General features: G+C 43.5%; 22 protein-coding genes. 11 read left to right on the plus strand and 11 right to left on the minus strand.

Going from position 1 to position 22677, the window contains the following annotated elements; translation table 11 throughout:
* Positions 1-31: 31 nt before the first annotated feature.
* From IPJ71_13350 to IPJ71_13360, 3 genes are all read right to left on the minus strand, one after another.
* Complete coding sequence (locus IPJ71_13350) at positions 32-1003, minus strand: TerC family protein (GenBank protein MBK7844653.1); 972 nt, start codon at positions 1001-1003, stop codon at positions 32-34.
* 14 nt (positions 1004-1017) lie between these two features.
* Positions 1018-1548, minus strand: coding sequence for a TIGR00645 family protein (locus IPJ71_13355; protein MBK7844654.1), 531 nt, complete (start codon positions 1546-1548; stop codon positions 1018-1020).
* Between the two features lie 92 nt (positions 1549-1640).
* Entirely contained in the window at positions 1641-2528 is an 888-nt protein-coding gene (locus tag IPJ71_13360; protein MBK7844655.1) for a LysR family transcriptional regulator, read from the minus strand.
* A 158-nt stretch (positions 2529-2686) separates the two neighbouring features.
* Between IPJ71_13360 and htpX the strand changes: the two genes are divergently transcribed.
* From htpX to IPJ71_13395, 7 genes are all read left to right on the plus strand, one after another.
* Complete coding sequence (htpX, locus tag IPJ71_13365) at positions 2687-3595, plus strand: protease HtpX (protein ID MBK7844656.1); 909 nt, start codon at positions 2687-2689, stop codon at positions 3593-3595.
* A 76-nt stretch (positions 3596-3671) separates the two neighbouring features.
* Positions 3672-3941 carry a zf-TFIIB domain-containing protein gene (locus tag IPJ71_13370; protein MBK7844657.1) on the plus strand — a complete coding sequence of 90 codons (270 nt, stop codon included), beginning with the start codon at positions 3672-3674 and terminating at the stop codon, positions 3939-3941.
* A 54-nt stretch (positions 3942-3995) separates the two neighbouring features.
* Positions 3996-4610, plus strand: coding sequence for a carbonic anhydrase (locus tag IPJ71_13375; GenBank protein MBK7844658.1), 615 nt, complete (start codon positions 3996-3998; stop codon positions 4608-4610).
* 57 nt (positions 4611-4667) lie between these two features.
* Positions 4668-6416 (plus strand): PAS domain S-box protein, encoded by a 1749-nt coding sequence (locus IPJ71_13380; GenBank protein ID MBK7844659.1) that lies wholly within the window; start codon positions 4668-4670, stop codon positions 6414-6416.
* A 177-nt stretch (positions 6417-6593) separates the two neighbouring features.
* Entirely contained in the window at positions 6594-7616 is a 1023-nt protein-coding gene (locus IPJ71_13385) for an ABC transporter substrate-binding protein (GenBank protein MBK7844660.1), read from the plus strand.
* Complete coding sequence (locus IPJ71_13390) at positions 7603-8382, plus strand: ATP-binding cassette domain-containing protein (protein ID MBK7844661.1); 780 nt, start codon at positions 7603-7605, stop codon at positions 8380-8382. Before IPJ71_13385 ends, IPJ71_13390 begins: the two co-directional genes overlap by 14 nt.
* Before the next feature lie 10 nt (positions 8383-8392).
* On the plus strand, positions 8393-9106 hold the full coding sequence (locus IPJ71_13395; GenBank protein ID MBK7844662.1) for an ABC transporter permease subunit: 714 nt from the start codon (positions 8393-8395) through the stop codon (positions 9104-9106).
* A gap of 238 nt (positions 9107-9344) precedes the next feature.
* Here the strand turns inward: IPJ71_13395 and IPJ71_13400 are convergent, their stop codons facing one another.
* Positions 9345-10292 (minus strand): serine hydrolase, encoded by a 948-nt coding sequence (locus IPJ71_13400; GenBank protein MBK7844663.1) that lies wholly within the window; start codon positions 10290-10292, stop codon positions 9345-9347.
* A gap of 111 nt (positions 10293-10403) precedes the next feature.
* Here IPJ71_13400 and IPJ71_13405 point away from each other — a divergent pair, with 111 nt between their 5' ends.
* The gene (locus tag IPJ71_13405) at positions 10404-11438 is read left to right on the plus strand and encodes a hypothetical protein (GenBank protein MBK7844664.1); all 1035 of its coding nucleotides are present in this window, start codon (positions 10404-10406) and stop codon (positions 11436-11438) included.
* A gap of 2 nt (positions 11439-11440) precedes the next feature.
* Here IPJ71_13405 and IPJ71_13410 read toward each other — a convergent pair whose 3' ends face one another.
* From IPJ71_13410 to IPJ71_13435, 6 genes are read right to left on the minus strand one after another with little or no spacing between them, the layout of a single operon-like run.
* Complete coding sequence (locus tag IPJ71_13410; protein ID MBK7844665.1) at positions 11441-12796, minus strand: MBOAT family protein; 1356 nt, start codon at positions 12794-12796, stop codon at positions 11441-11443.
* Positions 12793-13977 (minus strand): alanine racemase, encoded by a 1185-nt coding sequence (locus tag IPJ71_13415; GenBank protein ID MBK7844666.1) that lies wholly within the window; start codon positions 13975-13977, stop codon positions 12793-12795. Before IPJ71_13415 ends, IPJ71_13410 begins: the two co-directional genes overlap by 4 nt.
* Positions 13970-15403 (minus strand): AMP-binding protein, encoded by a 1434-nt coding sequence (locus tag IPJ71_13420; GenBank protein MBK7844667.1) that lies wholly within the window; start codon positions 15401-15403, stop codon positions 13970-13972. Before IPJ71_13420 ends, IPJ71_13415 begins: the two co-directional genes overlap by 8 nt.
* A gap of 11 nt (positions 15404-15414) precedes the next feature.
* Positions 15415-15684 carry an acyl carrier protein gene (locus IPJ71_13425; GenBank protein MBK7844668.1) on the minus strand — a complete coding sequence of 90 codons (270 nt, stop codon included), beginning with the start codon at positions 15682-15684 and terminating at the stop codon, positions 15415-15417.
* 37 nt (positions 15685-15721) lie between these two features.
* The gene (locus IPJ71_13430) at positions 15722-15976 is read right to left on the minus strand and encodes an acyl carrier protein (GenBank protein ID MBK7844669.1); all 255 of its coding nucleotides are present in this window, start codon (positions 15974-15976) and stop codon (positions 15722-15724) included.
* Entirely contained in the window at positions 15951-17330 is a 1380-nt protein-coding gene (locus IPJ71_13435; GenBank protein ID MBK7844670.1) for an acyl--CoA ligase, read from the minus strand. The genes IPJ71_13430 and IPJ71_13435 overlap by 26 nt, the downstream gene beginning before the upstream one ends.
* A 63-nt stretch (positions 17331-17393) precedes the next feature.
* On the opposite strand from IPJ71_13435, the gene IPJ71_13440 reads away from it, so the two are divergent.
* Positions 17394-18851 (plus strand): MBOAT family protein, encoded by a 1458-nt coding sequence (locus IPJ71_13440; GenBank protein ID MBK7844671.1) that lies wholly within the window; start codon positions 17394-17396, stop codon positions 18849-18851.
* On the opposite strand, the gene IPJ71_13445 is transcribed toward IPJ71_13440, so the two are convergent.
* The gene (locus IPJ71_13445; GenBank protein ID MBK7844672.1) at positions 18757-20166 is read right to left on the minus strand and encodes a hypothetical protein; all 1410 of its coding nucleotides are present in this window, start codon (positions 20164-20166) and stop codon (positions 18757-18759) included. The two genes, IPJ71_13440 and IPJ71_13445, sit on opposite strands and share 95 nt — an antisense overlap.
* Positions 20167-20180: 14 nt before the next feature.
* Here IPJ71_13445 and IPJ71_13450 point away from each other — a divergent pair, with 14 nt between their 5' ends.
* Complete coding sequence (locus IPJ71_13450) at positions 20181-21620, plus strand: MBOAT family protein (protein MBK7844673.1); 1440 nt, start codon at positions 20181-20183, stop codon at positions 21618-21620.
* Between the two features lie 23 nt (positions 21621-21643).
* On the plus strand, positions 21644-22660 hold the full coding sequence (locus IPJ71_13455; protein MBK7844674.1) for an SGNH/GDSL hydrolase family protein: 1017 nt from the start codon (positions 21644-21646) through the stop codon (positions 22658-22660).
* The last annotated feature ends 17 nt before the right edge of the window (positions 22661-22677 follow it).

Consider the following 22677-nt stretch of genomic DNA (forward strand, 5'->3'; position numbering starts at 1 on the left):
GAGAGTAGTCCACCCCAATTCGGTTCTGAGATCATAAAAATGGATCCGACTTCTCCATTTGCTTTATCTCTATCCTTGCCACATACCACGAGCTGAGAGCCGCCGTTGTCAGGATGGAAAAAATAACAAGTAAAGAAATCCAGCTGGGAACTTTGAAGAGATCAACCAGAAGCATTTTTGCACCAATAAATCCCAAAATGGCAGCAAGACCCGGCTTCAGATAGCGCATTTTAACAACCCAATCCGCAAGAACAAAGTAAAGAGCCCTAAGACCCAAGATTGCGAGAATGTTAGAGGCAAAGGCAACAAAGGCATCTTGAGTGACGGCAAATACCGCGGGAATTGAATCCACCGCAAAAACGAGATCAGTCGCTTCAATCACAACAAGCGCGAGAAACAGCGGCGTGGCCTTTCGCACGCCATTTTCGGAAACAAAAAAGTGGGTTCCACTTGATTTATCTGTCGTGGGAAGGATTTTTTTCAACAGGCGAATCGACCAATCTTCCTTAACATCAACTCTATCATCGGTTTCACGCAAAAATTTAATTGCTGTGAAAACCAGAATGATTCCAAAAATATAAAGAACCCAATGAAATGAATGGAGCAGATGAGCACCTAAGAGAATAAATACCGCTCGCAGCACGATAGCGCCCAAGACACCATAAAAAAGCACTCGGTGCTGATGAATTTCAGGTATTCGAAAGGAGCTAAAAATAAGCAAAATCACAAAAAGATTATCGACGCTCAGACTCTTTTCCACCAGGTAGCCAGTCAAGAATTCAAGCCCCAGCTCGGTCCCAAATGCCATCGCAAACCAAGTATTGAAACAGATTGCAACTGCTATCCAGATTCCGCTTTCAATCAAGGCCGTCTTGGCCTGAATCTTGTGATTTCCACGTCCAAATAGACTCAAGTCTATCGCCAACAGGACAAGGACCCCAAGAGTAAATGCAGCCCAAAGCCATGACGGTGCAACGGAAACTTCAGAGACGAATCCCTTCATTCTCGACTCCCCAACTAAGAATGCTTTAATTTGTTTGGACTAGACTCACACGAATGGAGTACTTTTTCAGTGTAGGCAAGGGCGAGAGTTGAAAACAGAAAAACGACATGGATCACAATTTGCCATTTTATCTGTTCTGGATCTTTCTTACCAATGTCGACAAATGATTTCAGAAGGTGGATTCCGGAGATACCGACCAAGGCTCCAGCTAATTTCACCTTCAGAGTTCCCGCGTTGATTTTTTCTAGCCAATCTGGACGGTCCTCATGATTTTCCAAGTGGATACGACTGACAAATGTAGCATATCCTCCGATGATGACCATAGTGAGCAGATTCAAAACCATCGCAATATCCACCAGAGTCAAAACTCCGAGCATCAAAACTTCTTCTGTAACTGAATTTACAGTTGCGCAAAGATGCAAAAGCTCGACCAAAAATTTGTAGGTATAAAGAACGGACCCTACAATAAGACCGCCATAAATGGGCGCCTGTATCCATCTGCTGGAAAAAATGATGACTTCGAAAATGTTCTCTAGCTTCTTCAAGGGTGCCCCCCAACTGCAAAAACCTAAATCTAACGAATTTTTTAAATTTTAAAAATTAGATAAATATAATCCGATACTTCGTATTAACCGAATCAATACAAGGTGAAGCTTTTTATGAGCTTTGCAGCAATCGGGTTTTCAAGCTTTCTTTGAGCTGAGACTAGCCACACCTCTTCGTAGACACCCTTTAACTTCCCAATCCGCTGAAGAGCTCCCGCTTGAACTAAATTCTCGGTTGAGACCTCCGAAAGCGGCGCAAGCCCGATCCCTTGTTTTGCGAACAATATTTGTAAGCTCGTGTCCTGAGTCTCCGCGACGGGAAGAATGCAAATATTTTGGAGCCTAAAATAGTGATTGAGATCATGCCTTAGCTTGCTGTGCGGAGTTGGAAGGACAAAAGGCTTTTCGTTGAGAGAATGTGGAAAGGATCTCTTAAGTGTGCCAAAAGATGCTGCGCCGAAAATAGCTACGGGTAACTTGGCCACAGATTTAGAATACACCTGCCTTTGCTCCAAGGCCGGCGGCGGAAAATTCGAGAGGATGAGATCAAGCTTGTGGCTGTAAAGCTCACGAAAAAGCTCATCACCTTTTCCCTCCAAGATCGATACCGTGCACGATGGTGATATTCTATAAGCCTCCTTCACTAAAGAAAGGATGACGCTCTTTGGCACGCTATCAAGCGCGCCAACCTGAAGGTGGATCTGATTGCCAATGCTCCGATCCTTGAGAACCTCAACCATCTCGTCACCCAGCCTGAAAATCTCGTTGGAATAGTCAAGTGCAGCCTTCCCAGCATCAGTGAGGATCATTCTTCGATTGCGACGCTCAAACAGAGGTTTTCCAAGCATTTCTTCGAGCTGCTTAAGTTGGGTACTTAGAGTTGGCTGACCCAAGCGGAGCTTTTCGGCGGCTTTTGCAATTCCGCCCTCCGTTGCAATCGTTCGGAAATAGTAGAGGTGATGATAGTTCAGCCACTGCATCGCGCAAACTCCGATATAAGTCCAAAAAAAATACAATTTTAATTTATTGTTTAATAAATATAATAATTTGTTTAAACAAAACTATATGATCGAATTTATCGTCTTTCCATAAGTTTTAGTCAAGGCTACACTCGCTTTGTACTTGGAGGTGTTCTTTTATGGCTTGGGCAAAAAGAATCGGTTTGTTTATAGCAGTCAACCTGCTCGTGATGGTCACCATTTCTCTCATTCTGAATATGTTGGGGGTTAAACCCTATTTAACCCAATATGGCCTCGACTACCAATCGCTCATGATCTTCTGCCTTGTGTGGGGCATGGGTGGTGCTTTCATTTCATTGGCGCTCTCTCGAATCATGGCTAAGTGGACGATGGGTGTTCAGATTATCGATCTTGATACAAGAGATTTTGAACAACGAGAGCTCCTCCAAATGGTCCACGACCTCGCAAAATCGGCACATTTGCCAGCCATGCCTCAAGTTGGAATCTATGACTCTCCCGAGGTGAACGCATTCGCCACGGGGCCAACCAAATCACGATCCCTTGTTGCCGTGTCCAATGGGCTACTTCAAAGTATGAAGCGAGAGGAGATCAAGGGTGTTTTGGGTCATGAGATCGCCCATATTGCAAATGGCGATATGGTAACCATGACGTTAATCCAGGGCGTGGTGAATGCCTTTGTGATGTTCCTTGCTCGCGCAATCGCTTTTGCTCTTGTCATGGCTGGCAATAAGAGTGAGGACAGGGAGGGCTCTGGCGCCCCGATAGCCTACTATGTGGTTCAGTTTGTTTTAGAGATTGTTTTCATGATTCTTGGATCCATGGTCGTTGCCTGGTTTTCTCGCTATCGGGAGTTTCGGGCAGATAAAGGAGGCGCTCGCTTAGCAGGCCGACAGAATATGATCCAGGCGCTTCAGGGTTTGCAACGGACCTTCGAGGAAGTCGACCCTGCCGCACAACCATCTATTCAGGCGCTTAAGATATCAGGTCGGCCCGTTGGAATTATGCGACTCTTCTCAACCCATCCGCCGCTGGAGGAAAGAATCGAGCGTTTGAGAACAGCCATCTGAACAAAAAAGGCCTTAGGTCGATCAATCAAATGTCATCAATTGAAGTGCAGGTGACTAATAAAATGGAGGAGGGACAATGAACTGCCCAAATTGCAAAGAAGTTAGGCTGATGATGTCAGAGCGACAAGGAATTGAAATTGACTACTGCCCCGAATGTCGTGGCGTATGGCTGGATCGCGGTGAGCTTGACAAACTCATCGAACGGGCCATTCCGGCCAAGTCCGCGTCCATGCGGGACTCGGAAAGAAACAGCTACTACAGGAAGGATGATGACGACGACTTAGAACATAAATATGAGCCCTATCATAAGAAGAAAAAATCCTTCCTTTCTGACATATTTGATTGAACCCTGCTCTTAGTTAGGCTTAGCATTCAATTGATTTTCAAAGGAGAAGCGGCCATCGAAAGCAGACAAGACCAAATCATACGAGAATTGAAAGAAGGAAATATTAGGTTTCTTGAAGGAAGATCACTCCAAACCTCAAAATCTTCGTTAAGAAAACTCAAACAATTTTCACTATCTGGCCAATCGCCAAAAGTGATCGTTTTATGCTGCTCCGACTCTCGAACCCCTGTGGAGATAATTTTCGATCAAGATATCGGAGATTTATTCGTCATCCGTGTGGCCGGTAATATAGTGGCTCCATCCCTCGTCGGAAGTGTGGAATTTGCGGCCAGCACTTTTGGAACAAATCTCGTCCTGGTGATGGGACACACTCAATGCGGAGCGGTCACTGCGACGCTGGACCATATCGAAAACTCTTTGTCCTCTACTTCCGATAACATTCAGGATATTGTCAGTCGCATTCGGCCTCAGATATATCCTATTTCACAAATGTCGGGGATTTCACGTGAAGAAAAGTTGAATCGCGCTATCGAAGCAAATGTGCGAGCTTCTATCAGTCAACTATCGAATTCGAGCCGTCTGATCGAGGAACTTGTTCATAAAAAGCAGCTCAAAATTTTGGGCGCCGTATTGAGCCTGGCTTCGGGCAGGGTGGGCTTTCTGACATGAGCGCGGCACCGACGGCTCTGACTAAAGACTATCGCTCAATTGCCGTCGATACCAGACTTGTTAGATCTCAAACAATCGGTACTCATCCCCGAATCCAAACGGCCCAATTTGAGACTGGACTCAACCGACTACAATTACCATCCGACAAATCAACTGAGCATTTTTGCGAGGAACGAAACAGAAAAAAGTAAGGCCCCTCAGCGAACTTCAGGAGACAATTTGTCATCGTCGGGCGAACCGAAAGATTCTACTTCCTCAACGTCAAGGGCACATTTCGACGCTATCATTTCGTCACTCGTGACAGGATTTGTCCTCCAAGATGACAAGGGCAGTATCATTGACTTCAATCCCGCGGCCCTTGAAATACTCGGCCTTGCCTCGGATCAGCTCCTGGGCAGAACCTCCATGGATCCCAGATGGAAAGCCATTCATCAGGATGGATCCCCATTCCCGGGAAACGAGCACCCTGCAATACTGGCATTAAAAACAGGTTTGAACCAAAAAAATGTCATCATGGGAATAGAACAGCCCAATTCCGCCAGGCGATGGATAAAAATCAACTCCGTTCCGCTTTTCCCTCGAGGACATCTTTCGGGGTGCAGACCAGATCAAGTTATTTCGACATTCGATGACGTGACCGAATTGGTGAACTTGAATCAGGCCCTTTCCAAACTCAAGGAACGCCATGAAGTTGCTGTTCGCTCGGTTACTTTTTGCCTATGGGAATGGAATTTAAAAACTGGAACTATCGTCTGGGATGAGAACATGTACAAACTCATGGAAATCGACCATGACAAGTTTTCTCCAGATTACGACAACTTTTTAAGATCAATTCTCAAGGAGGATTCGGAAAAGCTAAAAAATCTGACGTCACTCGCCTTTTCCAAAAAGGAACCAAATATTCGCTCGGTATTTAGAATTAAAACGAAAGCTGGAACAATCAAGTATATCGAGTTTTACGCAGAGTGCTTTTATGACAATGAAGGGAATATCCTCCGGGTCGTTGGAAGTGATTGGGACGTCAGCAACTCTATCCAGCAAGAGAAAGAAAACGAAATTCAACGCACACGCCTCAGAGAGGCTTCGAAAATGGCCACTTTGGGAGAAATGGCCGGTGGAATCGCCCACGAAATCAACAATCCTCTGACTATTATTCAAAATCTGTCCTCTCGTATTTTGAAAATCCTCCCTCGAAATTCAAATGGACCGATGGAAACCAAAATCCTAGAAGAATCCTTTAAGCATCTTGACACAATCACATCGACTTGTGACAGGATATCTCAAATTATTAGAGGTCTCAGGTCATTCTCGCGAAAGGCGGATGGGGATCCCTTCGCATTGATGCCATTAAAAGATATACTGAACGAGACAATTGAGCTCTGCAGAAAGAGATTTTATCTCTCTGGAATTGATTTTAGAATTGCAACGATTCCGGATCTAACCATAAGTGCACGCTCGTGCCAAATTTCTCAGGTCCTCTTGAACCTACTCAACAACTCATACGACGCAATAAAAGATCAGAAAGAAAAGTGGATCGAATTTGGATTTTTTCAAGTCAATGAGCATCTGATTGAACTCAGTATCACTGACAGCGGTCATGGTATTCCAAAGGAAATTGCTGAAAAAATGATGAATCCATTCTTCACTACCAAGCCAGTCGGAAAAGGTACGGGACTTGGTCTAAGTATTTCAAAAGAGATTATTGAAGCTCACTCAGGAACGATCGTTCTTGATGGTTCGTCACCTCACACAAGATTCGTGATTCGCCTTCCTCTTATTGCCGAATCGCAGAAGAAATCCGCATAATATTGGCCGACTTCAATGGGCCATCTCTTTCGTTCTCATTTCACTCCCCTTTCATTTTCCCTTTCATTTTCCCTTCATTCTCCATTCACTTCGGGCCAAATAAAATAATGCAGTCCTCTCTTGCGTTTTGCTGAATATTCTTTAAATATAGACCCTCCCTTTTCTAGGAGTCTCATTATGAATAAGTTCTTTAGCATTTCCTTATTTTTATTTATTTTTCTACCTTTCCTTTCTTCTGTAGCGGCAGGTAATCGCCCTATCCAAGTTGGATCTTCTCCAGTTGTCAGCAGCGTAGGGATCTATATCGCTTTGGATAAAGGATATTTTCTTGAAGAGGGACTCGATGTAAATGTCACTGACTTTAAAAATTCCGGAGCCCCCATGACTCTTCTGCTCGCCAAGGGGGAGTTAGATGTCGGAGCTGGAAATCTGACCTCTGGCCTCTTTAATGCAATGACAGAGGGACAACAGTTCAAGCTCGTCGCTGATAAAGGTCATTTGGCATTGGACCGCGACTACATAGGCCTCCTCGTCCGTGCAGATCATCTTGCCAGTGGGCGATACAAGAGTTTCGGAGATCTAAAAGGATTCAAGATGGGACTTACTGCTTTGGATGGAGTATCCCAACAGATAATCGCCGAAAGATTTCTTACAAAAGCAGGTCTGGCGGCCAAAGACGTGACCTTTGTTAAGCTTTCATATGCAGAAATGAATGTTGCGCTCAGAACAAAACAGATCGACGCTTGCATTCAATTGGAACCATTTCTGACTCAAGCAGAAAGAGATGGCATTGGAAAAAGGGTGGCTGGAGGGGTCGACGTTCACCCTCGTCAACAAAGTGCAGCTATTTTCTTTTCTCCCAATTTTATTTCTGAACGTCCGAATGATGGAATTAAATTTATGAAGGCATATTTGCGAGGAGTTCGACTTTACAACAAATCAGTTGAAAACAAGTATTTTGATAAAGACCTTCTTGCATCCTTGAAGAAACACATTCCTATCGATCAAGATTCCTTATGGAAGGAAATGCGACCCGTCGGTTTAAATAACAATGGTCTTCTCGACCTAACCTCACTTCAACAGGATTTGGAATGGTATCAAGGAAAAAAATATTTGACTAAACCTATCAAGGTCGAACAAATTGTAGATTTAAAATTTGCAAAACAGGCAACCATGCTTTTAGACAATGCTACCAATTGATTATTCGTCGCCACCCAGAAATGAGTTGATCATATTTAAGGACGTTCACTTTTCCTTCGGAATGCGAGAAGTTTTTAGGGCGCTCGAATTTAAATTAAGGCCTAAGGAAATAGTCGTGCTCATCGGGGGAAGTGGCTCTGGAAAAACGACCTTTCTTCGATTGGCGGCGGGCCTACTTAAACCAAATTTGGGGCAAATTTATCTTTCTTCTCAACTGCAGGGCTGGGGGTACGTTAGTCAAAATTCAGGTCTTGTTCCCTGGCTTAATGTCATGCAAAACCTTCGGGTTTTTCTAAAAGGCGGCAGTGAGACCTTTGAAAAATGTAAAGAATTGCTAAACCGTTTCGGACTCAGTTCTTGCGAGGGTCTTTTACCCCATGATCTCTCCGGGGGAATGAAACAAAAGGTCTCATTGATTCGGGCCTTTGCATCGAATCCTGAGATTGTTCTGATGGATGAGCCTTTTTCCCATCTCGATATGGCATTAAAGAGCGAGCTTTATCTTTTTGCACGCGAACTCTGGCAAACGACGGGCGCTGCCGTGATACTGGTGACCCACGACATAGACGAGGCCCTTCTTTTAGCTCATCGAATTCTTATTTGCTCAGCCAAAGAAAAAAATCTCGCCGCGAGCCCTTCTCCTCCCATTTCAGTTGACACAATTGTTGAGTTGCGTGCCAATCCTTCTTACATAAGCGAGTATTCTGCACTTTTTAAGGTTTTGATTGATGAACATAACAAACAGAATCGGGATAGGACTCATTAGTCTATTCTCGGTGGCATTTATTTGGGAAATCCTTGCACGACAAAATTTTGTCGACTCAGGTATCTTTCCTCCACCCACGAGTATACTCTGGCGTCTTTTTGAACTTCTGTTTCAAGACCCAGATTTTTCGGTTCATCTCATCTCAAGTTCGCGGCGCTTTTTGATTGGTGCACTTCTTGGAGCCACTTCCGCTGTAATTTTAGCCTACCTAGTTAAGTCAAAAAGCTTCTTTCAAAAATTCATTGATCCATGGATAGCCATTCTCTATCCTCTTCCAAAAGTGGCCTTAGTTCCATTCTTTCTTCTCGTTTTTGGCCTGGGAGACCTTTCCAAAGTTGCGATGATTGCCATGGGCGTATTTTTTCTAGTTTACATTAATATTTACGCAGGACTTTTACGACTAAATAAATCGGCCTTGCTCGATTTATTTCACATCTATCGAGTCAGCTCACTGAAGACCCAATATGAATTCTATGGAAAGGGCGTTGTTCCTGATCTACTGATTGGCCTCAAAACAGGCGCAGGATACGGCCTTACTCTCATGGTTGTATCTGAATATACGGGCGGCCAAAATGGAATAGGCTATTTTATTTGGCGATCTTGGGATCTCTTCAAAATATTAGATCTTTACAGCGGAGTTATTTTCATAGGTGTCGCGGGTCTGCTGATCAATTCATTATTTGACTATGCAATCAATAAGATCAGTCGCCAATACGCTCTCTAAACCGTCCTCATGGCGATTTCTCCTTTTATCCGATCAGCTATGCGTGTTGACCGACTAAGCTTGATCGCTCGACTTATTCCTGATCAAATCGACTCTCTGGTTCTCTCTCTATGATTCTCTCAGGTTCCCCAGCCAGATCTTCTTAACAAACCAAGCTGCCTTCTCTAACCAAGATAGTCTCGCCGCCAAAAACCTTTTGCACACCTCAGCCATCTGCTCGTAGGACACTCCTTTTGATTCATCTCCAAACCTTACGTCTGTTAAATGAACAAGGATCAGCTCGCTGGAGGGAAACACAACCAGGTGTTGGCCTCCAAAGCCCCAGCTTGAAAAAAACTGGCTCTTGAAAAAGATTCTGTCCAAAATGTCTGCCTCCTGGAGAAGTCCACCACAATAAGCCAAATCCTCCAAGCTGTCCCAGATCAGAATAGGTATTTGTGCTCAGATGAATCCAATGTTTGCTCAGAAGAAGTTTCCCATTCACTGGGCTCCCGAGCATAACTCGCCCATATTCTGCCAATTCGACCGCCGATGTTCGCAAACCAAAACTTGAGTAGCGATGTCTCCTATCACTCAATATAGAGTGCCGATCCCTTTTGGGAATTCCAAGGGGAAGTAGAAGCCTCTCGTCGATTGCCCCTGCGATCGTCTCTCCCGAGATCCTCTCAAAAATATACCCTAGAACATCAAAACCCCAGTCATTGTAGTGCCACTGTTCGCCCGGGCGGTCACGCCCTCTCGGGGGACGACGGTTGATGTAGTATTGCATTTCTCTGACTGGCTCAATATAGACTCCCGACCGGGATTTTAAAAGATCGAAAATCGTGGCCTGAAGCTCTACTTTTGTCAGTGATGCCTGATCGTCATTGATTCCAAAGTCGGCTATAGATGCATTCAAGTCTACCAGATTATTGTCCCAAAGAGTTCCAAACAGACCATTGAGAAAGGCCTTTTTTATCGAGTGAATATCAAATAATTCGTTCACACGTCCATGAGAAATCAGAATTCGCCCACGAATGTCCATCACCAAAAATGCCGCTGTATTGAGCCCGTCCAATTCCTTTATCAGAATCTCGACTCGGCTTTCAGATAAACCCAAGTCCTCATAAGTCGCCAAATCGGCCCGAGCTAAAATGCCAGTTCCAATTAGAAACAAAAGAAGAAACAGCCTTGCAATAAATTTCAAACAATTCCCCAAAATTTCGTCGCCCCAAAAAGCGGATCGCACTTTACTGAACTGAACCTCACCCATAGAATGCAATTGTAATCAGCTTCCAAACGAGAGTGAAGGAATTTTATGATGAGCCAAATATTTAGCTTCTTTTATTTTTATCGCCGCTTCTTGTGTTTCATCTCTGCGACGTTCCTGATCTATTTTTACTTTTGTTACCTTTTTCGAATCCATTTTCACCACGCATCAACTCACAAACTTATCTACAACCAAAATCAAATCGAAAATCAAGAACTCCCCTTCTACGAAAATCTTATTCTCGGCGACTCAACCGCGACTCTCTCCCTCTTCCCGAAGATCATTCCGGACAGTCTCAATCTCTCCCAATTGGCCGGAGGAACAACAGAGGCCAACATCCTTCTCCGTCGGTATTTGAATCGTCACGTCAAACCAAAAAGGATTCTCATGAGCTTTTCATTTAATGAGGGATTTCGAACCTTGCACTTTTGGACGACATACGTCAGAAGTGGATTCTATTCATTATCCGAGCTCTTTCAGGTTCTAAATGAGTCCAAGAGATTTGATAGCTTTCCTGGAAGCCAAATTTCACCCCTCCTCGCATTTTTCAAATTTCTCCAACATCGCCTTTACCTAGACCAAACCTGGATTAGCAGCATGAGGTCTACTTTCTTCAAAAGAAAAAGACCCTCAGATGAAGATTCTTACGAGATAAATCGCGGCACTGAGAGACTTTTGGAAAACAGTGGAGGTTCTCTCGGCGTTCAATATTTCAATTTACCCGATATGAATGAATATAGCTATTTGCAAGGCGAATTTGCTCCCAGCCAGGACTATCTCCACTCTCTTGAACAAATTTTGGATCTCTGCAAGGAACTGAAGATTGTGGTGCACTTGTCAATGTCCCCCTATTTGGAGACCTTCAATACTCCAACTGGATACCCGTTTTTTAATGGCTTGAAAAGCTACCTGGAATCCATCAAAAATCGATATCCCCAACACATTATCTCAACAGAAATTAAATTTTTTCCCAAATCAAAAATGGCAGGTGGGCACCACACAAACAACGCGGGCGGCACTGAACTTTCACAGGCTATTACAAATGAGATTTACGCGAAGACACCCAAGGAAGGTGCCTTTTAGATCTAAAAGGACAAATAGATGAACTCATATGAATTTGACCGGCCCAAAGAGGCAATGAGGACAATGAGACATGCCAACCGAAGATAATCTAGCAGCGGCCATTCTCTTGCCCTTTCCCAAAAAACTTCAATAAATAAAAGAAAGATCAGGGAAAACAAGCCAATTCCAAATTCGGTGGCCTGTAGCCCCTCCAGCCGCCAAAAGCTGGAAAAAACTTCTGTCTCCCAACGAAATAGTCTCAAGAAGTGAGACCAAAAATTTCCAGGAGAATGGCTCATAAAAAACAGAGTACTAAAGGAAAGGCAGGCCAGCACATAAGCCCGCTTTAGCAAGACAGGTATCTTCTCCTTAAATCTGTGAAACCTACGAGATTCGCTATCTAAAATTGTCAATCCAGTCCAGTAAAACGCCCACACAACATAGCTCCAGCTCAAGCTGTGCCAGATTCCAGTAATTAAAAATGAAATCAGCATGGCTGGATAAATTCGCTTGCCTTTTAGGACCAGAGGATAAAATATGAAATCCTTGATCCATGCGAGCAAGGACATATGCCAACGCCGCCAGGCATCAGGAACTGAGGTCGCCAGATATGGTCGATCAAAATTAGGAGACAACCTAAATCCCAATAATCGAGCTGAGCCCTCGGCAATATTCGTATATCCCGAGAAATCGCAATAGAGTTGAAAGAAAGACAAGAGCAAGTAAAGCATCAGACTCAGTCCAGCCAATTTCTCCTCACCTGGATCTCCAATCCTAATAAAGTCAAGAAACCGATCTGCCACGACAATCTTCTTAAATAGTCCTAGAAAAATCAAAGACAAGCCAACTCGAAAATCCTGAGAGGTCACTTGCACTTCTGCTCGTATTTGATCTGCCATTTCACGGAATCGCTCAATAGGTCCAATCGTGACCTGAGCGAAAAACGAATTAAAAAAGAGGTACTCAGAAAACTTAAATGGCTTTCTGATCAACCCGCGCTGGGTTTCAATCAGGTAGGCCACCATTTGAAATACATAATAGGAAAGACCAACTGGAATGAGATTATCTCGAAGAACATCCACCCCATAAGAGCCGGCGACGGAGTTCATCAAACGCGATTTGTAGAAAATGAGTGCTCCAAAATTTCCAATGATAGCAATAGAAAAAATGAAAGAAGATCGATTTTGGCGATACCGCCAAACCGCCCAAGCGTTCATCAAAAAAAGTGATAAAAATACAACGAGAGTCACACTGCCCCAGGAGCCCAAATAGATAAGGCTAGAAACAGTGATGATTGTCTTTTTATGGCTTGAAAAAATTGAGCTAACCAATATCACGATCGATAAAAACAAAAAGTAATCAAGCGATGCGAAACTCATATCAAAAATTCGCCCGGTTTTTTCCCGCACAAAAAATCAGTGGGACTAAACGATTTGCCATAAGCTCCGCTATGAGACACGCAAATATGATCCCCCACTTCCAAACGTGGCAACAGGATGTCTTCCGCCAAGACATCGGCCGAGTAACAAGAGGGGCCCACCAAAGTCACCAATTCCTCTGGGCGATCCTTGGAATAACCCAGAACACGAAAAACATGTCTCTTCTTTATGATTTGATCAAATCCGACCAAACCCATATTTTGGGAAAATCCCCCATCCAAAATGGCCACACTTCTCTGACCTAATTTTTTCTTTCGCAGCACCCTCGTGAGAAAAATCCCCGCAGGTCCCGAAATGTATCGACCCAACTCAAAGATAAAATTGACCTGTCTAAAATACTCGTTTTTCTTTCTCTGTGAAAGATCCTGCTCAAGAAGTCTACAAAATTCGAACAAGTCAAATTCGGTTTGCCCAGGAAAAACGGGCAATCCAAAACCGCCCCCAAGATTCACCATTTGGGGATAAAATTTAAACCGGACAACGAGCTTTTCGACGAAATCAAGAAAGATCTCCAGATTTGATTTCACTAAACTGTGACTCAAAAAATTTGAACCTGCATGACAATGAAAACCAAGCAAATTAACGAATGGAGCGTCGAAATAGTTCCGAAATTCTCTTTCTACCTCGTCCTCAGCCATTCCGAATTGAGAAAAATGCTCCTTCACCTTTCGACCTGAGGCCAGATACACCATTGACATTTGCAATCGAATCATCACGTTGATCTTTGCATTGAGCGATCTTCCCAAATTCGACACCTCATGAAACTCTTCGGTTGACTCAACCACAACATGGGCGTGTGGAAAATCCCTCAAAACAGTCGCAATGTCCTCCTTCGTCTTTGCTGGCCCAACGTAGCTCAAGTAGTTTGGAGATTTCACAATTTCGAAAATACGAGCTGCCTCTCCGGGTGTGCTGACATCAAAGCCATCAACGAGATTTTTAAGATGACCTAAGACATCGGAGTTAGGGTTGGCCTTCAAAGAGTAAAGAATTTTTGTCTCTGGAGGCAAATTTTCTCTTAATCTGTCAATTTGACCATCGAGTTTGTCTTTCGAATAAATGTAGCATGGCGTGGAGAGGTTTGATAAATTTTCGTTTAAGTAAACTTCAATTTTATCCATTTTTGTCCACCATGGAAATCAACTTTGCCGTATCAATTTTATGAGATCGTGTTTGAGGCCAATCTATAATTTGAATGATTTGATCAGGAATAAAGGGCTTACGAATAATCCTTGAAATACACCCATGCAAATTCTTCACAGAATCAGTGTCCCTCATTTCCACAAAGGCAAGAATCCTCCCCTTCGTTCCCCAGCGATTTTTTCCCTCATCAGTCAGAACAACCACTCTCTCAACGGATTCGATTTTACCAAGATCCCGCTCGATCTGTTCCAGATGAATTCTCTGTACAAATCTTTTGATCATCCTGTCTTTTCGACCGAGATAAAAATATCCATCGATTGAAGTTCCGTGAAAGTAATCTCCCGTTTGATGGCCCCCTTGGAAATTTTCTGCGTCCAAACTTGCTTCCTTGCTCAATCCCTTTCCAAAATGAACCAAATTCCCCTCTTTCACTTTTTCTCCCAACCTTTTCGCTCCGCTTCCTACTTCCTCAATGAGTTGGACCTGCACACCGGGAACGGGAAAGCCTAGGTCATTGGGACATTCAAAATTTGGATTTGGATTGTACAGAGTTCGCCCCGTTTCGGATTTGCCATATGTGCGAATGATCTGCTCTGGGAGAAAATATTCAGAAAGTCTTTTGTGATTGGGTGACGAAAGAAGACCTCCTGAAATCGAGACCCAACGAGGGCCTCCCTCAGACAAACCATTTTCGGGAACAGACTGGAGAATTCTCTCCCAAAAAAATGGAGTCGCCACAATGCCGGCAGGACGGATTTCTTTGATCGCAAGCAATATCTCGCCGCTAAACGCTGCCGGCACAATATGCAAGCTCGCTCCTTGAATAAGAGTTGAAAAAATTTGAGTGAGTCCCAGCTCATGCGCAAATCCCAAGACGTTGAAGTTGACATCTCCCCTCCGAATACCGAATATCTTGGATTCGATCAGCGCACGGTCAAATACAGTATTGAGAGATAAGGTGACCAACTTATAATCTCCCGTACTTCCTGAGGTGAGAACAACGAGAGAGCCCTCTTCCTCTCCTATGGCAGGCCCCTGAAGATTCGTCTTCGATTTGGGCTCAGGAATGACAATTTCATTGGTCTCCTCATCTAGCCGAATAACTCCATGAAACCTGTTCTCTAATTCAGCCACCCCCTTTACAACAAAGGATTGTGGGTCAATGACAAGGATATTTAGACCATAGGTCAGGCCCGCCAAAAGAAAAAGCGGAATGCGTTCATCCGGGTATCCCACTATGATTGCAAAATCCCCCTTCTTCCAATGTCTCTCTCTAAAGAGATTCTGAATTCTTTGAGTGAAAAGAAAGGAATCTCCATAAGTTATTACTTTTCGCTTAAATACCAAAAAGGCAGATTTGGAATTTCCTGCATCACTCAGACAAGAGTTTAACCAACCATTCACTTTAGAAAGCCTCACGTCTCTTGGAGAAATTCTCTCTTTTTTTGAATCCAGTCAGCAATTCGATTGATATTTAGAAAGTTATCCTCAACTAGATCCGCCACTTCAATTGGAACCTGAAATTTCTTTTCAATATAAATAATGAGATTCATAATTCCTAGCGAATCAAGGGCCCCACTGCGAACAAGATTGAATTCGTCAGAGAAATCATTTGGTAAGATGGCCTTGTACATTTCATCACCCAGAAGCTTCTTTCGTATGTCCTCTTTAATATCCAACGTCATCAAACCCTATCCCTCTCATTAAGGTAATTGAACTCTCCTAATTGGATCTATCTTTTTCGATCGCGAAATAAAAGTCACGCAAGCTGGATGAGTTGATAATAAGACCTGACTCAAACTTCAAATCAAATTCCTTTTGTAGCTGAATTGCAAGTTCGATAATCTTGAGTGAATCCCACTGGGGAACTTTGTCTTTAAATACGTCTTCGTCGCTGTCCAAGTATTTTGTGCCCATGACACGGTTAAATACCTCTACTGTTCTCTTCCAACTATCCATGCCCATCAAGCTTTCCATATTCCTGTGTCACTTTCCTTCGATCAATTTTTCCTCGAGCAGTTTTTGCAATACTTTGACAAAAATAATAGGTCTTTGGACACTTCGAAGACTCGATTCGGGAAGATATCCAAGCATGCAGTTCGTTGGAACTGAGATCTGTAGCAATTGCCGCATAGACCTCTTCCCCAACGGCTTCGTTCGGCTTTGAAAAGACACATACATCATTTATTCGAGGATGGGACAAAAGCAACTCCTCAAGACCCTCAATGCTGATCTTCACTCCAGCCCGATTGATAATATTTTTCACACGCCCTCGAACTGTAAGCCCCCCACCGCTATCCAAAACACCTAAGTCTCCCGTATTCAACCATTCTTCCCCATCGTAGAATTTCCAATCTTCACCGATCCTGCACGCGTTCATAATACCTTGAGAGCGAACGATCACTTCCCCCTCTTGACTTATCACTATTTCGCATCCCCATCCAGAACCCACTCCCCCTGTTTTCCCGCATACTCCTTGATCCTCACCACTGACCCAACTCCCCATCTCGGTCAATCCATAGACATTAAAAATTTTGGCATTTTCAAATCGCTGCATAAGCCCATGACTAAGAGAATCAAAAAGAGGTTCAGAAGCGGAATGAACCCTAATGATCGACTTTCCCCAATTCAATCCCTCATTTGAAATGAGAAGAGTTCGCCAAATCGAAGAGGTGCCCGTCGTAAAGCTAATCTGGTATTTTTGAATGATCGTCTTTAAAGCATCAGGTGCCAAAACGTCTCGCAAAGGGTACAAAATGACGTGACAGCCCACAAGCAGTGGCATGAGACAATTTGCGATGAGACCATGACCGAATTGAAGCGGCATAAAACAAAGGGAAACGGCCAAATCAGAAGGAGGAATAAATCGATGAAGAGTCTCAATTCTATGATTTAGACGATCCAGAGAAAAAAAACACGGAACACCCAAGGAATGGGTTCCTGAAGTGAAAAGAATAAGACCTGGCCCCTCAATTTTCTTCAAAGACAGATGAGTTTTTTCAGTGGCCGCCCTCGTGTGCCTCTGGATAGAATTTGGGCCCCAATGAAAATCAATTTCTGCCCTCTTTTGCAGATACTCCCTTTCAAAATCTTTGAGATGGTGGGCGCATGAGACAACAACAGAACCATTTCTCCAAAGAGCAAATACCTTCGCAAGGTTTGCGCATGATCCATCCATTTCAACGGACACTCGATCGTGAGCACGGACCCCCGCTTGCCTGACAAGTTCCAATTCCTGGTCAACAACGGCTCTAAATTCGATTGCTTTCAAATTTTCATTTGAAAAACCGTCAGTCAACTCACCAACCTGATTGAGCCACTTGTTCACCACTTGTATAACTCCCTCCCCTCGTGAATAATTCGATCCTAAGCCTTTTAACTGTGGTGGTAAACTGTGCAGGAGGTCAATTTTTCCATTTTCTCAAATGGATTTCTACTTCTTTTACTGGCATTGGTCGGGCACCTTCTTTTGAAGTGGCTACCTCGAATCACCAAGGAGCCTTTGTTAGTTGGTATCTCTCTCGTTTTTTATTTGTCTCTGTCGGCACAGACAATTTGGATCCCGATTTACTGCACGACAGTTTGCTATTTTTCTTCAATTCATTTCCAGAGAAATGGACGATTCCCGAAGGGATGGCTTTTCTGCTCAGTTATTCTTCTGCTTATTCCGTTGGGGATCTACAAATACCTTCCCACGCTGCTATCAAAGACATGGGCGACGCCCTTGGAGGCAATTGGGCTGCCTCTTGGAATATCCTTTTTCACCTTTCAGGCCCTCAGCTATTTGGTAGACGTTTCTCGCCTCTCTATTTCTGCGCGACCTCGATGGATGAATCTGTTCCTTTATCTGCTGTATTTTCCCAAAATGCTTGCGGGACCAATTGAAAGAGCAGGAAGCTTTTTTGAGCAACTCGATCGGAAATCATCTAAATCATCTAAATCATCTATTTCTTACGACCAATCACGAAGTGGATTTTGGCTCCTCAGTCTCGGCTTTTTTAAGAAATATGCTTTGGCCGATCCTCTCTTTCCATTGGTCGACACGATATTCCGGAATCCTCAAAACTCGAGTTTTGGAACGATTTTGATGTGCCTTGTGCTCGCTCGTTATCAGATTTTTTTCGATTTTTCCGGATACACTGATATCGCACGTGGGATATCGAGGCTTTTGGGTATTGAGCTGATGTCCAACTTTGATGCTCCTTATCAAGCAACCAATATATCTAGCTATTGGCGTCGATGGCATATTTCTCTTTCCAGTTGGATTCGTGACTATGTCTTCGTGCCCCTCGCACTTTACTGCAGGCATAAGTGGCAGATCTGGCTCATTGTCGTCTTTAGTTTTATCGTCCTGGGCCTGTGGCACGGACCAAGTTATAACTTCATTATCTATGGATTGATCCAGGGCCTTTTGATTGCCGGCTTCGAGTTAATTAGGCCTATTCTGGACAGATTTAAAAACAAAGTTACATTTCCCTTCTCGAAAGCGGCCTACTCAGTGATGGGATGGGGAGTTACATTCTTTCTATTCGTTTGCCCGCCCGTCGTTTTTTTCTGGCTCAGAGATCTCGGAATGATTAAGGACGTGTACACACAACTGTGGATAAGCTTGATCTCCAACAAATTGCCGAGCCCATCTAATCTCGCATGGCATCAAGATTTTTATAGGTTTTTTATTTTTATTTTCTTTGTCGAAGCAATGCAGTTTCTTCACCGACGCCATCCGATAGACACTTGGCTAAAATCACAGCCCCTCCTTATTCGCTGGGGAATCTATTGGCTTGGCCTTGTCTTGTTCTTCCTTTTTGTTGACCTCGGAAGTCCAATGACATTTTCATATTCGCGCTTCTAGATGCAGAAATCCGAACGGGACCGCGGCCGATGTTCCCAGGCGTATTCCCAGATATGTTCTCCAATGCCCCTTCTATGTATTCTGTCACGAGCTCATTGATTCTCTTAGCAATCAGGCGATGACCTGCATCGACGTAGTGATTTGGGTCAGAATAGACCTGTTCGTGGTGAGGATTAAATAAGCAGGTAAAATCATGAAAGTTGGCCTTTTTTGAATCCCTAATCTCATCCCTTAAAATAGAAAATATCTTTTGAGAACTAGAGATATAGTCATTCCAGCTTAGCTTCCACACCTCCCGCTCGAAAAATGACTTCATCGAGTTTTCACTTTCAAGAAGAACTTCACCAGAGCAAATATCCATCTGAGGATTTAGTACCCATAAAAAGTCAGCGCCCACAGATCGAGAAACAGCCTCCATTTGGATAATTTTCGAAATAAAGAGTGAGCCATAAGGCATTTTTGGATAGTTACTTTGTCGGTATCCGTAAACGGCTTGGTGCGATCCCTTGATAAGGTAGCTCAAAAAGACTGACGTGTAGGGAAGTATATTCAAGGGCATAAATATAGTGTCAATTTTTGAAGCCTCTAAAAGAAGCCTTTGGGAGAAATGGGTCGAAAAATCAACAGAGTTGCCGAAAAAATTCAGATGACTCTTTGTCGGGCCGTTAAACGAAATGACCAAGTGAGGATTCCAGTAACTTGTTTCCGCCGATAGTCTTAATACCTCTTGCGCAACATTATGGGAAAACACGGTGGTGTTAAAAACATAGACTCGAGAGATTCCCTTTCGTTTCAGCAATTCAAGGTTGGCGTTGAGGAGACGGTGAAGCTGCGAAGGCCAGGTATTTTCGTTGTTAGATGCACCCCAAATCGAAGTTGAGGAGCCTGAAATAATAACTCTAAAAACTGAGGGGTCTGAAACAATTTTGGACAAATCGTAATCTTGATCTTCGATTTTAGACGTGTGAGAAATCAAACCATATTTGTCGGTACGAAATCCATTCGGAGAGTAAATCGCCTTCCCATTCTCATTTGGAATGATTGCGAAGACCTCGGCGTTTGACTTGAAACGAATGCCCAGGATAGGATCTACGACAAAATAATCCATTCTCTTCCTATTTAGATCTGAAGTTCTAAGTAGCGAATTGTAATTTTTCTCTGTGAAATCTACGATGGGCGTACGATGAGCCGATGAGGGCGCATTTTGTCGACCAGTCGGAGACCAATAGAACCAAACGGCAGATCCCAATTCAATGAACACAAGAACCACGAAAACGGCAGCTAGAAAATTGATAATGACTCTGAATAATTTCATCCATAGAATTTAACATGCTTTTTGTCAGCGGCCAGTTTTTAATTTTTCTTACGGTCGTAATCATTTTGTTCATTCTTATCCCGTGGACGAAGGGACGGCGACTTTTGCTGCTCGCGGCCAGCTACTATTTTTACGGTTGTTGGGGATTGCGATTCATTGTCTTTCTGTCTGTTATCACTCTTGTTTCTTATGTGACAGGTCATCTTGCCCTTCGCATGGAATCCTCGAGGACGAAGTTTCTCATCAAGGCTGTGGGAATAGGCATTGTTGTTCTGGTCGTGTTTACCTGTAAAATCCCATCTTCAATCATTGACGCCGCGTTTGAGTTTGCCAGTCCGACCTTCGATTCCAAAAGATTGTCTCTCCTCTTTCTCCTTCCGGCAGGGCTCTCATTCTACTCTTTTCAGGCGATCTCCTATATTATTGATCTTGAGAAAAAGGTGCCAAAGAATCATAGCTTTCTCGATTATGCTCTTTATCTCAGTTTTTTTCCTCAAATCCTTGCTGGACCCATTGAAAAGCCTGACAATATCATCAGCCAATTGATCGGCCCAATGCAATTTTCAAGACACGACTTTTATGCTGGCCTCGAAATTATTCTTCTTGGTCTATTTAAAAAAGTGGCGATTGCCGATCAACTTTTGTTTCTCACTCAACCACGATTGGCCTCCTACTCTAGCCTATCCCTGCTTGAAGCCTGGGAGTTGATGATTGCATTTGCCCTTCAAATATATTTTGATTTTTCTGGATACACCAACATAGCAAAGGGTGTAGCTCTGATGTTTGGCATTCGTTTATCAAACAATTATTATGCCCCATATATGGCAAGAAACATTTCTATCTATTGGCAAAGAAGACACATGACACTTTCTCGCTGGTTCCGCGATTACCTGTACTTTCCGTTGGGTGGCAATCGCAGAGGTCCCATTCGCCAAGTGGGAAATATTTATTTTATCATGCTGCTCTCTGGGATATGGCACGGTTTCCAAATGGGGTACGTCGCTTGGGGTTTACTTCATGCCACAGGCATTTCTCTAAATAAGATTTACTCCAGATTCAAAACCACCTTGATGAAATCACCGAAGGCAGTCGCACGGAGGGGAGCCGCATTTAGACTATTGGGTTTTCTGGGACCACAAATTCTTACATTTCTCTTCGTTGTCTCCTTTTTTTCCTTCTTTTCCGCAGTTAAATTCACAACAGGATGGATGATATTTGGAGATTTATTTTGGAACGATCGATTGGGTGATTCTCGTCATCTTTTCACTATTTTCGGTCTCATGTTCATCCTCTACGCCATGGACCTCCCCGCCTTGTTTAAAAAAGATGAATGTTTTACCCAATATCTTTCAGCCCCATCTCGCATCGCAGTGAATGGTTTCATGCTCATTGCGACCGTTTCCTCGCTGGGTTTTGGAGCCCCTCCAGGCCGATTTATGTATTTTGATTTCTGACCACCATCAAAGATGAGGAGAATATGTTGAAACAGATCATTTACCCAACTTTGTCTCTCGCTTTCTCAATTGCTGTTGCTCTTATCGGCGCAGAGATTTTTGTGAGATTAATTTCTCAATATCATCGGATGTACTCAATCGAAATGTTGCGTTATTCAAACCAATTAAAGGTACCCAGTTCAACACCTGGCTTGTCCCACGTGCATAAAAAGGACCAACTGGCCGAATTAATGGGGGTCTCAATAAAAACAAATGCTCTGGGAGCAAGGTCTGAGTCGATGAATACACTTAAGAACAGTAGGCTTCTCGCATTTTATGGAGGATCTATTACCCTGGGATGGGGAGTTTCTCAGGATAAGAATTTTTCTTCTCTGGTCGTCTCCAAGCTAAACGATTCACTGGGAACCCAATTCCTACCAATTAACTTTGGGGTCGGAAATTACAATTTGGAATCTTCGCTCAGGCTCTTATTAGAAACCTCAAAACAATACAACGCAGAACATTTTTTTGTTTGTGTCTATCCCGATGATTTTACGGCCAAGAACCAGGGCGGAAATTCCTATTTCTTCCGCCTTTCTTACTTGGGCAACTTCCTGTTCTATCGCTTTCATCAGATTTCAAATCCTCTTCTACAAGACTCAGAGAAGAGCCAACAGTCCTCTCATGAGGCGGTCCTGAGCAGCGTCCTCCATGGGCTCATCGTTCAAACACATGAATACCTTAAGTCGAGAGGTGCAGGCTTAACATTTGTTTTTTTGCCGAGTTTACTTCTGGGTAGTGAAAACAATGTGGAGGGAAAATCCTTGGCAGAATTCTCTCAAATGGCTAAGGAATTGAATTTCTCCATTTTTGATATTCGAGGGATCCTCTCCAAGCTTAATGATAAAAGGAGCCTGTGGGTGGCTCAGGACGACCCACACCCAAATGAGTTGGGCCACCAACTCATCGCCAATGCCATTTTTGATATGCTCATTCAAGAAACAAATCGTGACCAACACACAAGCCGATTTGAGATGAAATCCCATCACCTGTCGAATTGATGGGACTTTAAAAAAGA

This window comes from Bdellovibrionales bacterium (assembly GCA_016714165.1).
In the GTDB taxonomy this organism is placed as follows: domain Bacteria; phylum Bdellovibrionota; class Bdellovibrionia; order Bdellovibrionales; family UBA1609; genus JADJVA01.